This is a genomic window from Acinetobacter sp. FY683 (genome assembly GCF_059515885.1).
Genome location: NZ_JCAKNA010000017.1, coordinates 1 through 13250, shown reverse-complemented (window position 1 = coordinate 13250; position 13250 = coordinate 1). Strand labels below are relative to the sequence as shown.

13 protein-coding genes are annotated in these 13250 nt (G+C 38.3%); all 13 read right to left on the bottom strand.

Going from position 1 to position 13250, the window contains the following annotated elements:
• Nucleotides 1–23: 23 nt before the first annotated feature.
• The gene (gene hisS / locus AC5YDH_RS09990) at nt 24–1319 is read right to left on the bottom strand and encodes a histidine--tRNA ligase (protein WP_496119078.1); all 1296 of its coding nucleotides are present in this window, start codon (nt 1317–1319) and stop codon (nt 24–26) included.
• A 3-nt stretch (nt 1320–1322) separates the two neighbouring features.
• Nucleotides 1323–2444 (bottom strand): flavodoxin-dependent (E)-4-hydroxy-3-methylbut-2-enyl-diphosphate synthase, encoded by a 1122-nt coding sequence (ispG, locus tag AC5YDH_RS09985; protein ID WP_496119076.1) that lies wholly within the window; start codon nt 2442–2444, stop codon nt 1323–1325.
• 23 nt (nt 2445–2467) lie between these two features.
• Nucleotides 2468–3262 (bottom strand): helix-turn-helix domain-containing protein, encoded by a 795-nt coding sequence (locus tag AC5YDH_RS09980; protein WP_496119074.1) that lies wholly within the window; start codon nt 3260–3262, stop codon nt 2468–2470.
• On the bottom strand, nt 3253–4056 hold the full coding sequence (gene pilW, locus AC5YDH_RS09975; protein WP_496119072.1) for a type IV pilus biogenesis/stability protein PilW: 804 nt from the start codon (nt 4054–4056) through the stop codon (nt 3253–3255). The genes AC5YDH_RS09980 and pilW overlap by 10 nt, the downstream gene beginning before the upstream one ends.
• Nucleotides 4057–4074: 18 nt before the next feature.
• Complete coding sequence (rlmN, locus tag AC5YDH_RS09970; protein WP_496119070.1) at nt 4075–5298, bottom strand: dual-specificity RNA methyltransferase RlmN; 1224 nt, start codon at nt 5296–5298, stop codon at nt 4075–4077.
• A gap of 124 nt (nt 5299–5422) precedes the next feature.
• Entirely contained in the window at nt 5423–5854 is a 432-nt protein-coding gene (gene ndk, locus AC5YDH_RS09965; protein WP_496119068.1) for a nucleoside-diphosphate kinase, read from the bottom strand.
• 107 nt (nt 5855–5961) lie between these two features.
• Nucleotides 5962–6162 carry a Fe-S cluster assembly protein IscX gene (gene iscX, locus AC5YDH_RS09960; RefSeq protein WP_154772101.1) on the bottom strand — a complete coding sequence of 67 codons (201 nt, stop codon included), beginning with the start codon at nt 6160–6162 and terminating at the stop codon, nt 5962–5964.
• Between the two features lie 145 nt (nt 6163–6307).
• Nucleotides 6308–6859, bottom strand: a complete 552-nt coding sequence (locus tag AC5YDH_RS09955) for a phosphatase PAP2 family protein (RefSeq protein WP_496119065.1) — start codon at nt 6857–6859, stop codon at nt 6308–6310.
• 31 nt (nt 6860–6890) lie between these two features.
• On the bottom strand, nt 6891–8165 hold the full coding sequence (locus AC5YDH_RS09950; protein ID WP_496119063.1) for a glycosyltransferase family 4 protein: 1275 nt from the start codon (nt 8163–8165) through the stop codon (nt 6891–6893).
• A 97-nt stretch (nt 8166–8262) separates the two neighbouring features.
• Nucleotides 8263–9084 (bottom strand): DUF2971 domain-containing protein, encoded by an 822-nt coding sequence (locus AC5YDH_RS09945; protein ID WP_496119061.1) that lies wholly within the window; start codon nt 9082–9084, stop codon nt 8263–8265.
• A gap of 288 nt (nt 9085–9372) precedes the next feature.
• A complete protein-coding gene (ilvC, locus tag AC5YDH_RS09940) occupies nt 9373–10389 on the bottom strand; it encodes a ketol-acid reductoisomerase (protein ID WP_086212845.1) in 1017 nt (338 codons plus the stop codon).
• A gap of 110 nt (nt 10390–10499) precedes the next feature.
• Nucleotides 10500–10991: an acetolactate synthase small subunit gene (gene ilvN / locus AC5YDH_RS09935; protein WP_496119059.1), complete on the bottom strand. Its 492-nt coding sequence runs from the start codon at nt 10989–10991 to the stop codon at nt 10500–10502.
• Nucleotides 10988–12715, bottom strand: a complete 1728-nt coding sequence (locus AC5YDH_RS09930) for an acetolactate synthase 3 large subunit (RefSeq protein WP_496119057.1) — start codon at nt 12713–12715, stop codon at nt 10988–10990. The genes ilvN and AC5YDH_RS09930 overlap by 4 nt, the downstream gene beginning before the upstream one ends.
• Nucleotides 12716–13250 lie beyond the last annotated feature (535 nt).

Genomic DNA, 13250 nt, shown 5'->3' with positions numbered 1-13250 from the left:
TATCCTCGTATTTTTTTGTTGGCTTATTTTGAAGAAAGTTTTTCAATAATGAAAGGGACAATCTCTGAAATAGCAACAGACGTTTGTTCAGCAGTTGCTAACTCTTTTACATTCACTTCTTGAGCCTCCCATTCACGTTCACCCAAGATTAATGCAAAAATTGCACCCGATTGATCGGCTTTCTTCATTTGGCTCTTCATTGAACCTTGTGAACCCACCTTGAAACGGATAGAACTTGAAGCATCTTCTAGTTGGTTACGAATTTGTTCTGCAAGAACAAGTGCTTTGCCCTGAGATGCAGGATCTGCCAACAAGAATACTTCACAATCACGCACAGGTGTATTGTCTTCTACTTGCTCTAGAAGTAACAACAAGCGTTCCATACCCATTGCAAAACCAACTGCAGGAACAGTTTGATCCGCTTTACCTTTCAATTGACCAACTAAACCATCATAACGACCACCTGCACATACCGTTCCTTGAGAACCTAAGTGCGTTGTAGTCCATTCAAATACAGTTTTGTTGTAGTAGTCTAAGCCACGTACCAATTTTTGATTGATCACAAAGCTTACGCCTGCATCTGTCAAATATTGTTGTAATTGATTGAAATGCGCTAATGTTTCTTCACCCATAAAGTCGTGAAGTTTTGGCGCATTTTCTAAAATTTCTTGAGTTTTTGCATCTTTAGAATCAAGAATACGTAATGGATTAGTCAGCAAACGACGCTGTGAGTCTTCATCTAAATCTGTTTTATGAGATTCCAAGAATGCAACCAATGCAGCACGATATGCCGAGCGTTCGTCAGATTCACCCAAAGTATTCAGCTCAAGTTGAACTTTATCGGCAACGCCCATGCGTTTCCACAAACGCGCAGTCATTAAAATAAGTTCAGCATCTTGATCTGGCGTTGCAACACCAAAAGTTTCTACCCCAAATTGGTGGAACTGACGGTAACGACCTTTTTGTGGCTTTTCATAACGGAACATAGGTCCAACATACCAAATACGCGGTGTAGCACCACGAAGTAAGTTATGTTCAAGCATTGCACGTACACAACCTGCCGTACCTTCAGGACGTAATGTCAAAGATTCAGGCGGATTACCTTTATCAAAAAAGGTATACATTTCTTTTTCTACGATATCTGTCGCATCACCAATTGAACGCTTAAACAAATTTGTTTGCTCAACAATAGGCAAACGGATTTGTTGATAACCGTAAGCATCCATCAATGCTGATAGATGTTGCTCTAGACGTCTCCAAGCAGGTGTTTGCGTTGGGAGAATGTCATTAAAACCTTTAATTGCTACAATTGAACTCATGATCTACTCAGAAAAACTTGTGCGAATAATCTCTTTCGATTTAGCTTCTTCAAGCTCGCTAACACGTTGACGAACCATATCTTCAATTTCGTCAACCAATTGATTGGTATCGATTAAATGGCTTTTTTCACCATTACGATAAACTAATGAACGTGGTGCAGCACCAACTACACCAATATCCGCTTCTTTTGCTTCACCCGGACCATTCACCTTACAGCCAATGACTGAAACATCCATTGGTGTACGTATATCTTCCAAACGCTCTTCAAGCGCTTGCATTACTTTAATAACATTAAACTCTTGGCGTGAACAACTTGGACAAGCAATAAAGTTAATCCCGTTTGAGCGCAGCCCTAATGATTTTAAAATATCAAAGCCAATTTTAATTTCTTCTTCAGGTTCAGCAGCTAAAGAAATACGCATCGTATCGCCAATACCATCCATCAACAAACCACCTAAGGCTATTGCTGATTTCACCGAACCTGTACGATAAATCCCTGCCTCAGTTACACCTAAGTGCATAGGATTATCAATTTGTGCTGACAATAGACGATAAGCATCCATTGTTAAAAATACATTCGATGCTTTTACCGATACTTTAAACTCTTGAAAATCTAAACGGTCTAAAATATCAATATGGCGCATTGCCGACTCAAGTAATGCTTGACCTGTTGGCTCACCATATTTCTTTTGAATATCTTTTTCGAGTGAACCTGCATTTACACCAATTCGCATTGAAATATCGTTATGGCGTGCAGCGGCAACCACTTCACGAATCTTCGCTTCAGATCCAATATTACCTGGGTTAATACGCAAGCAATCTGCACCAAAATCTGCAACAGCAAGTGCAATTTTATAATCGAAGTGAATATCTGCAACCAAAGGTACATTTACACGCTTACGAATTTCACCAAATGCTTCGGCTGCTTCCATAGATGGTACAGAAACACGCATGATGTCTGCACCTACATCTACACAACGTTGAATTTGTGCAACTGTTGCATCTACATCACATGTTTCTGTATTGGTCATACTTTGGATGCTAATTGGCGCATCACCACCAACATAAACAGAACCAACTCGAATTTTGCGAGTGGGACGGCGTTTAATTGGATTTACAATCATTATTTCGCTCTACTCTCAACCCATTAACGCGATAAACGGAATTCAGCTTTTCCGTTCACTGTATATGGCGACAATGAAATATCTTCATTATTCAAACTTAATGATACCGCTGCTGCATCATCCAAACGAATTTGAAATGGTGTTTCGCCCTGAAGTGCAAGTTCAGATGATTGACGACCTGTTGCAAGAACTTTATTTGTAGAGTCAACAATATGTACTGATGTCGGGCGACTAAATTTCAAAACTAATTGATCACCAGACATAACAGCAGAATCATTCATTGTTAATACTTGAACATCAGATTGTTCTACTGTGTTAAGTTCCTGCTGATTTGTCGTGTCCGATTTCGAGAAGTTTTGAACAACTGCAACCAAGCCCCAAATAACAACAATAACCAGCACAAGCAATGCAAGACGTTTTAACCATTTACGATTACGTTCGCTATTTGAGCCAGGCAATTTACCCATAAATTTAATAGGTGAATTATTTAATGCGTGATTTGGAAGTAAGCCCGTATCATTGGTATAAATTTCATCAAAACGTTGAATGACTGCTGTTGCATCAACATTTAAATATTTTGCATAAGTACGGTAATAACCTTTAATAAACGTTGCTTCAGGTAAAGATGTATATTCATCTTTTTCTAAAGCGGTAAGGGTTTTTACTGAGATCTTAAGTTCAGCCGCAACATCTGAAAGCTCTTTTTTTTGATTCAGACGAATTTGACGAAGGTACTCACCCGGACGCTGTACATTTCCTAATGCATTTGGTGTGGCAATTGAACCTGTCGGTTGCTGTGAATTAGGATTTACTTCCATACGACCTCAGTACTGTACTGTAATTGCAAATAGCGTTGGTATTCAGGACTATCCGGATACAAAGCGCGTAATTGATTCACAAGAATCTGCGTTTGCATAGGATTACCATTTGCGCGCGCAAGTCGAATACCCACCCACAATGCACGTGCATTTTGATTATTTTGCCCAACTAAGTTTACAGAATCATCATAAAATTTAGTTGCGGCAGGAATATCTTGCCTTAAATAGTAGATCTCTGCGAGCTCAACCATTGAAACATATGACTTACGATTAATCTTTAAAGCCTGATTAAAGCTTTTTTCAGCATTTTCGATATCATTGAGCTTTAAATAAATACGCCCAGCACTTTCTAATGCAGTATAACGCTGATCGTAACCAAGTGTTGCACCTGCAATATGAAATTGCGTTAAAGCCTCATTATAACGCCCAATTTGGTACAAATAAGTACCATAGTTGTTACGCGCTTGTGCATTTTTAGAATCGGCAGAAATCGCTGTTTTAAAATAGCGGTCTGCCTTTTCTACATTCTGGGGACTGCCTTCACGCTGCAACAACACTCCCATCATCATATTTGCGAGAGGGTCACGCGAATCAAGTTCCATTGCTTGGTCTAATTCACGTTTAGCTGCATCATAATCACTAGTTCGAATATATTCAGCAGCCAACTGTGTTCTTGCTTGTACCGCTTTTTTAGGGTCAACTTTGCGATCAGATACTGTCTGACAACCGACAACCAAAAAAGTCGAACCCATAAGTAAAGATGAGATAAAGATTTTCAGACTCGGTTTACGCAATTGTTTTCCCCTATGTATTTATCCTTGCGAGCGTATAATTTCGTTTTGCGCTGCAACTTTCTTTTTCCACTGCTCTGCACGGCGTGTTCTGTCTGCAACTTGCCCCACCAACTGACCACAAGCAGCATCAATATCATCACCACGCGTCTGACGAATCGTACACACAAATCCTGCATCAGACAAAGCTTTTTGGAAAGAAATAATTTTATTTCTACTTGAGCGATCATAAGGTGCATGTGGAAATGGATTAAATGGAATCAAGTTAATTTTGCTTGGTAAATTTTTCAATAACTTAATCATTTCATGAGCATGAGCCAAACTATCGTTCACGCCATCCAACATAACATATTCGATGGTAACGTGCTTACGAGAACTTTCATTCCCATCTTTAGTAATATAACGCTGACATGCAGCAATCAATTGCTCTAATGGATATTTTTTATTAATTGGTACAAGTTCGTTACGCAATTCGTCATTTGGTGCATGTAATGAAATTGCCAGCGCAACATCAATATCTTTTGCAAGTTGATCAATTTTAGGCACAACACCTGAAGTTGATAAAGTTACACGACGTTTAGACATTCCATACGCAAAGTCATCAAGCATAATACGCATTGAATTAAGTACAGCATCGTAATTAAGAAGCGGCTCACCCATTCCCATCATTACAACATTTGTCACCGAACGCTCACGCTCAAGAACAGGCACATCTTCCATATATGAATAGTTTGCCATCCAAAGCTGACCAATAATTTCAGCTTGGCTTAAGTCGCGTTGAAAACCTTGTTTACCTGTAGAACAAAATGAACAATCTAGTGCACACCCTACTTGAGATGAAATACACAAAGTTTTACGTGCGCCTGTTTTATCTTCCGCTGGAATAAGTACAGTTTCAACCAATGAACCCGCACCATCACCTACACGGAACACCCATTTACGCGTACCATCTTTAGAATAATTTTTATGTACAACTTCTGGTGCTTCAATAAAACAAATTTTTTCTAATTTTTCACGTAACTTCCCAGAAATATTGGTCATTTCTGCAAAATCTGTAACAAAAAATTGATGAATCCACTTCATCACCTGTCCTGCACGGAATTTTTTCTCGCCAATTTCTTCGAAAAATTTTTCCATTTGTGGACGTGACATGCCAAGTAGGTTCACTTTTTCCTGCGCCGGAGCGGATGGAGATTGTTGCTGTGCATCAGAAATTGCTGATGTAGCGACGACTTCAGTACTCATGTGTGTATTACCTAAGCTATATCTAAAGATGAAAGGAGAAGCTCAATAAGTGAGCAAAGCTTTATTCAGAGAATAAAAAAACCAGATAAGTATAATAACACTTATCTGGTTTGAATACTGCGAATTAACGAGTACGTGGAGCAATCTCAGTTTGAGCGAAGAAGTAGTTAACTTCACGATCAGCAGATGCTACAGAGTCAGAACCGTGAGCAGCGTTTTCGTCGATGCTTACAGCGAAATCTGCACGGATAGTACCAGCAGCAGCTTCTTTAGGGTTAGTCGCGCCAAGGATGTCACGGTGAGCAAGAACAGCGTTTTCGCCTTCAAGAACTGAAACAACAACTGGACCAGAAGTCATGAAAGCAACTAAGTCAGCAAAGAAACCACGTTCTTTGTGCTCAGCGTAGAAGCCTTCAGCTTCAGCTTGAGTCAAGTGTTTCATTTTAGTTGCAACAATTTGAAGACCAGCTTTCTCGAAACGAGCAAAGATGTCACCAATGTTGTTTTTAGCAACTGCATCTGGTTTAACGATAGATAATGTACGTTCAATAGCCATGATAGGCTCCTTAAGTCGATGTAGACACGAAATTTTGGCGCATTATACCGAATAATGCGCTTTTTTCCGATTTTGATATGTAAATAATTTGATTTTTACTGTGAAAATCAACTTGCTTCGTCAATCCAAGCCATTTGAATCGCTTCTAACAAACCTTCAGTCGATTTTGTTGGGTCATCGCTAAATTGCGGCAATGCACATACCCAAGCATGTAAATCAGTAAAACGAATCCACTGTGGATCAACATCTGGATGTGCTTCATAAAGCTCAATCGCGATGTCTATAGTATCTGTCCAACGTAAACCCATGGATGTTCCTAAAGCGCAAAATATTTTTTATTTTATCAAAGTTTCTAAACATCAGTACGTGCTTTCATCATTTTTATTCATCTTCATGCACAACAAAATTCACGCACACTTTACATCAATAGAAACGAACTTTGACTCGCTCTGATCAAAGCATCACACCAACTACTGGCGCCACAGCAATAACCGCACTCGCAACACCTACGCCAATGAATGCACCCACAATAACATCTGTAGGATAATGCAACCCTAAAACCATGCGAGATAAAGCAACTAAAACAGTAAATGGCAACATTAAAATTAAGAGGATTGGCTGAATATATCCCAACAAAGTCGTTGCCATAACAGCATGCAAAGTATGACCAGATGGAAAGCTAAAATGATCAAGAGGTCGCTCACCCAAGCGAATGACTTGATGCACTTGATAGGGTCTAGGACGTATTGTTTTATTTTTAAGTCCTTTATAAATTAGCGTTCCAACTGAAGCACCCAATACTAAATAAAGCACTTGTAAACTATATTGAAAACCTTGCAATATCCACATCGAAAAAACCATAACATACCAAAATACACCATCCCCTAACTTACTAATAATTTTAAAAAACAATGCAATATTTTGTGTGTGGGAAAATTGATTTAAATACAAACAGCCTTTTAAATCTAAATCTAACATTCTTATTTTTACATATTTAAAATTCATTTTATTTCTCCTTTAAGCCTTGGCTTAAAAATTAGGACGTCATTTGCGTCTCCTTTACCACAGCATATAAAGCCTGCTCAAACTGCTGAACAGGATGATTCCAACCTATATTTTGAACAACTTTTCTTGCATATACTCCCATCTCCTCTAGCTCTTGGCGTGATGGAAGATTTTGCACATATTTGAATAAATCGACAGATTTCCCTAACGCAGACAACCACCCGCTTGCTCCATGTGAAACATGCAAGTGAGCACAAGCATAATCGTATGCAATTACGGGTAGACCACTTGCAAGTGCCTCAAGCACTACATTGCCAAATGTTTCCACTTGGCTTGGAAAAATAAAGACATCTGCACTTGCATAAGCTTCTGAAAGCTGTCTTCCACTTAAACTTCCTGTGAAAATCACATCATCACAACTACATAGTGATTCAAGCCTTAACCTATCGGGTCCATCTCCCACCACAATCAATTTTGATGGATATTTTTCTGATTTTTTCATATTTTGAAATGCATGAATTGCGACTTCTGTTTCTTTTTCGGGAGATAAGCGCCCCACAGAAAGTAGAACTCTTGTTTTATCATCTGCACCCCATTTTTTACGAAGCTGCGCAGATCGAAACTCTGGTGAAAAGCGAATTGTGTCCACTCCCCGCCCTACAACAACCAACGGACATTTCACACCAAATTCTTTTAGTGCTTTTTCTGTGTCTACACTAGGTACGCAAGTCACATTGGTATTGTTATGAAACCAGCGTAAATAGTGTTGAATCGGCTTGAGTAAGAATGCTAAATCGAAGAATCGACTGAAGTCTTGAAAGGAGGAATGAAAGCCACTTGATATTGGAAGTTTCTTGGCTTTTGCTACGCGTAATGCAGTAAAACCCAAAGGACCCTCTGTCACAATATGAACCACATTTGGCGCAAAGCTATCTATTGCTTTCGATACTTTGTTGAGTTGTGGCCAACCAAATTGTAGATGTGGGTATTTAGGAATACTTTGTGCTTTTACCACGCATTCTTTATTTGGCTGAAAGTCTTCACATGATTTTTTTTGTTCAGGTCTTATGAGTAGTATTTTGTGACCTTGTTTTTGTAAGCCCTTACAGAGTTGCAAAAGTGATAGTGCTACACCGTTTATTTCTGGTGGCCAAGTTTCTGTGACAATTGCGATTCTTAAGCGTGGACGAACTAAGTCTTCTAAAAATGGATGCGTAATAGAAATGCGTTCTTTCTTTTTAAAGTAAAAATGATTTTTTTCGAAAATTATGGGTTGTTTTAATAAGGCTGTGTCTATTGTTGTCATTGCCTCACCTATCTATGCTTTATTTAGTTTTAGTTAGCATAGATAGAATGCATGACAGTTTGATGATTCCTTAAATCTCAATCCAAGTGAAGTTATCCTATTTTTCACTTAAATCAATTTTTTCACGTTTTAGTGCCCAGTGCTCATAGTCTTTCTCCACTCTATAGATTGGCAAATTCATACTATGGCATAGCCCATATAATTTATTAAGTTTATCGATTACCTTAGGATTCCACTCCCCTGTTTTCTTCTGCTGTAAACGTCTTAATTTTTTATAAGCACCTAAACCAAAAGTTACGTCAACAAATGAATTTGAATTAATTTGTAATGTATATAAGGGTTTAAATTCTGAAGGTATTTTGCACCAATTCTGCCCATCAATTTCATATTGTCTTTCAAGCGGAAGATGATAAGTAGATATATACGGATAGATTTTTTTAACAACTCTTACCTCTTCCTCATATTTCCAAAAATCCATTTTATGCAATAGAGCTTGTTTTAAAATCCTGTTATCACTATTCCAAGTTAATTTTTCAACATTACTCAAAAACTCAGCTGTACATTTATTTAAGTTCTTAGGCTCTTCTGATAAATATTCAACGGAGCCATTTCCCGCAGTAATAATGAATTTATTACTATCATTAAAACCCGCTTTGCTTACATCAATACCAATAACTACTCCATTATGACTATCTGCATAGTGCGCCCACATTAATGAGTTTAATGGCTGTTTAGTAAAACAAGTAATCAGGTATTTTCTTGAAAATTTTTCTTGAATTACATTATTAGAATTCCGTTTCGAAATTACATGATCGAATAAACCTAATGTTGTACATTCAAATGGATCATTAAAATCCTCCAAATGAGAGAAAGCAATTGTTCCATTTTCTAATGTTAAAAGCGCATCACTAAAACTCATATATTTATACAAAATCATTATTCTTACCCAATAAAAAAACCCCGCTTACACAGGGCTTTTTATAGCATAAAAATCTGCTAAATAAAGAACTTAGTTCTTTGCTTTATCAACGATTTTGTTTACTTGAATCCAAAGTATGAACGAGTATAAAACACTGTTTTGTACGAAGTGCAAGGAAATAAAGCACTGCTTTATTTCTCTTAAGGCACGTATCTTTGCTACTACGTTAATTAAGATATAAAAAAGCCCCTGTTAAAAACAAGGGCTTTTTGACTTAGAAACTAGAACTTAGTTCTTTTCTTTGTCTACGATTTTGTTTGCTTGAATCCAAGGCATCATCGCACGTAACTTGTTACCAGTTACTTCGATACCATGAGCAGCATTTTGACGACGACGAGCAGTCATAGAAGGATAGTTTAAAGCACCTTCGCTAATGAACATTTTCGCGTATTCGCCAGATTGAATACGTTTAAGTGCATTACGCATAGCTTCACGAGATTGTTCGTTAATTACTTCAGTACCCGTTACATATTCGCCATATTCAGCATTGTTAGATACTGAATAGTTCATGTCCGCGATACCACCTTCGAACATTAAGTCAACGATCAATTTAAGTTCGTGTAGACATTCGAAGTAAGCCATTTCTGGAGCATAACCAGCTTCAACTAAAGTTTCGAAGCCCATTTTAACTAATTCTACAGCACCACCACAAAGAACTGCTTGCTCACCAAAAAGGTCAGTTTCAGTTTCTTCACGGAAAGAAGTTTCGATGATACCAGTACGACCACCACCAACGCCTGAAGCATAAGAAAGTGCTACGTTACGTGCATTACCAGAAGCATCTTGGTGAATAGCGATTAAGTCAGGAACACCTGAACCACGTTGGTATTCAGAACGTACTGTGTGACCAGGAGCTTTTGGAGCAACCATGATTACGTCTAAGTCAGCGCGTGGAACAACTTGGTTGTAAAGAATAGAGAAACCATGAGCAAATGCTAAAGTAGCGCCTTGCTTGATGTTTGGCTCAATTTCGTCACGGTAAAGTTGAGATTGGAATTCATCCGGAGTTAAGATCATAACTACGTCAGCTTGCGCTACAGCAGCAGCAACTTCAGCAACTTTAAGACCAGAATTTTCAGCTTTTTTCCAAGAAGTAGAGTTAGCACGTAAGCCTACAGTTACGTCTACGCCAGAATCTTTAAGGTTAAGCGCGTGAGCGTGACCTTGTGAACCGTAACCAATAATTGCTACTTTTTTGCCTTGGATGATAGATAAGTCTGTGTCTTTATCATAAAAAATTTGCATTGCTGTCTCCGCTTAAATGCTTTTTGCTTCCTTTAACAGAACCTTGAGATATTTGTATTCACTTGGTTCAGTTCTCTCCCTTTCAGGAGAGAGAATTTGTTAATTAAAAATTAAATACTTAAAACTTTTTCGCCACGTGCGATACCCGATACACCTGAGCGCACAACTTCCAAAATGGTGTTTTCTGCTAACGCATCAATAAAACCATCTACTTTTTCAGTTGTACCCGCAATTTGAATGGTGTACGTGGTTGGTGTTACATCTACTACTTGTGCACGGAAAATATCTGCTGTGCGTTTAATTTCATCACGTGCAGCACCCAAAGCTTTTACTTTAATGAGCATAAGTTCACGCTCAATGTGTGCACCTTCAGATAAATCTACAACCTTTACAACTTCAACAAGTTTGTTCAATTGCTTAGTGATTTGTTCGATCTTATGATCATCACCATAGGTTGTGAGTGTTAAACGCGAAAGTGTTGGGTCTTCTGTTGGTGCTACGTTTAAAGTCTCAATGTTATAACCACGTTGAGAAAACAAACCAACCAAACGAGAAAGCGCACCAGATTCGTTTTCAACGAGTACAGAAATTATATGTCTCATTTCGTACGCTCCCCTTTAGCTAACCACATATCTTCCAAAGATTGACCCGCAATTAACATTGGATATACATGTTCAGTACGGTTAACCATTACATTAATGAACACACATTTGTCGTTAATTGCCATCGCTTCAGCAAGCTTAGATTCAAGTTCATCTGCATGATCAATTTGAATACCCACATGACCATAAGCTTCCATAAGCTTTGAAAAGTCAGGTAACGATTCAACATAAGAACTTGAATGACGACCTTCGTAGTTCATGTCTTGCCATTGTTTAACCATACCCAATGCACGGTTATTCAAGCATAAGATTTTTACATTTAAGCCATATTGCTTACATGTAGAAAGTTCTTGGATACACATCTGAATAGACGCTTCACCCGTAATACAAACCACTTGTTGATCTGGGAATGCAAGTTTTGCAGCCATTGCATACGGCAAACCAACACCCATTGTGCCTAAGCCACCAGAGTTGATCCATTGACGTGGACGTTTGTAACGGTAGTAAAGCGCGCCAAACATTTGGTGTTGACCAACATCAGAAGTAATAATGGCTTCACCATTTGTTACTTTATCGAGTGCAGCTACAACTTGCTGTGGACGCATTTCACCATTCGGAAGATCTGTATATCTTAAGCCGTGGACTTTGCGCCATTCATTAATTTGTGACCACCAAGCTGCAATTGCCTCAGGGTTTGGTTTTGAAACATTCAATTGTTTCAACTGAGCCAACATTTCAGTAAGAACTGGCTCTACCGCGCCTACAATAGGAATGTGCGCCATAATGGTTTTTGAAATCGCAGCTGGGTCGATATCAATGTGAATAATTTTGGCATTAGGACAGAACTTAGCAGGATTGTTTGTTACGCGGTCATCGAAACGCGCGCCAATTGCTAAAATTACGTCTGCATTATGCATGGTCATATTGGCTTCATAAGTACCATGCATACCCAACATACCCACAAACTGAGGGTCATCACCAGGGAATGCACCCAAGCCCATTAAGGTATTTGTTACTGGAAAACCAAGTACATGAGCAAGTTCTGTCAATTGTTCAGAAGCATTGCCTTGTACAACACCACCACCTGAATAAATTACAGGTCGTTTAGCATGTAAAAGCTCATCAATTGCCTTACGGATTTGACCTGAGTGACCACGATGTGGTGGTTGATACGAACGCATCTTCACTTTTTCAGGGTATTCGTAAGCAAATTTTTCAGCAGGATTTGTCACATCTTTTGGAATATCAACAACTACAGGACCTGGACGACCTGAAGATGCGATATAAAATGCTTTTTTAATAATTGCAGGAATTTCACTTGCGTGACGCACTTGGAAACTATGTTTTACGATTGGGCGTGAAATACCCACCATATCTGTTTCTTGGAATGCATCTTCACCAATAAGATGTGATGCAACTTGACCAGACAAAATCACCATTGGGATTGAGTCCATGTAAGCTGTTGCAATTGGGGTTACTGTATTTGTTGCGCCTGGGCCTGAAGTCACAAGAACCACACCAGTTTTACCCGTAACACGCGAGTATGCATCTGCCATATGACCAGCAGCTTGCTCGTGGCGTACTAAGTAATGATTGATTTTTTCTTGTTGAAAGAACGCGTCATAAATATGTAAAACCGCGCCGCCTGGGTACCCAAATACATGCTCAACGCCTTCGTCCGCCAAAGCGCGAACGAGCATTTCACCACCAGATAAAAGTTCCAACGTAATTCACCCTAATCTTTTTTCATTGCAGAATGGGAGGCATTTGCAATGTTTAATTCATTAATTGTCTGCACTGTTATAGCACACATATTTCATAGTTTTCATGGCAATAGGAAAAATTTCTGATCTGATTATTGTTTGTGCAATACGAGATCTAAAACATGTTGGGATAAACACATTTTTTTCATTTTGTTCAGCTTCTCGGCTAGAGAAGTTGTCCATTGCATGAAATGACACTTATTCGAAGGGTGATCGATTTAAGGCATGTAAAACTAGACTGCATTTTTGTTGTTTAAACTAGTCTTGTCAAGTTTAAAAATTAGCTTTTTCTGCAATATAGATAAAGAATTCTATCTTTCGACTTTATAATTTTAATTACACTACAAAAAACACCATCAAAATAAATATAAAATACTGATATTTAAAAATTTAAATATTTTCACTTATAATTTTTTCATATTTAAAATATAAAAATAAAGAATGAATTAATTTATTTAAAAGAAAGTTTTTTATGCGATTTGTGTAAATACAAAGC

Coding starts and splice junctions, on each gene's coding strand:
- AC5YDH_RS09945 (WP_496119061.1), bottom strand. CDS start 9,084: ATGAGTTTTAGTGATGCGCTTTTAACATTAGAAAATGGAACAATTGCT.
- hisS (WP_496119078.1), bottom strand. CDS start 1,319: ATGAGTTCAATTGTAGCAATTAAAGGTTTTAATGACATTCTCCCAACG.
- ndk (WP_496119068.1), bottom strand. CDS start 5,854: ATGGCTATTGAACGTACATTATCTATCGTTAAACCAGATGCAGTTGCT.
- rlmN (WP_496119070.1), bottom strand. CDS start 5,298: ATGAGTACTGAAGTCGTCGCTACATCAGCAATTTCTGATGCACAGCAA.
- ilvN (WP_496119059.1), bottom strand. CDS start 10,991: ATGAGACATATAATTTCTGTACTCGTTGAAAACGAATCTGGTGCGCTT.
- AC5YDH_RS09980 (WP_496119074.1), bottom strand. CDS start 3,262: ATGGAAGTAAATCCTAATTCACAGCAACCGACAGGTTCAATTGCCACA.
- AC5YDH_RS09950 (WP_496119063.1), bottom strand. CDS start 8,165: ATGACAACAATAGACACAGCCTTATTAAAACAACCCATAATTTTCGAA.
- iscX (WP_154772101.1), bottom strand. CDS start 6,162: ATGGGTTTACGTTGGACAGATACTATAGACATCGCGATTGAGCTTTAT.
- ispG (WP_496119076.1), bottom strand. CDS start 2,444: ATGATTGTAAATCCAATTAAACGCCGTCCCACTCGCAAAATTCGAGTT.
- ilvC (WP_086212845.1), bottom strand. CDS start 10,389: ATGCAAATTTTTTATGATAAAGACACAGACTTATCTATCATCCAAGGC.
- AC5YDH_RS09955 (WP_496119065.1), bottom strand. CDS start 6,859: ATGAATTTTAAATATGTAAAAATAAGAATGTTAGATTTAGATTTAAAA.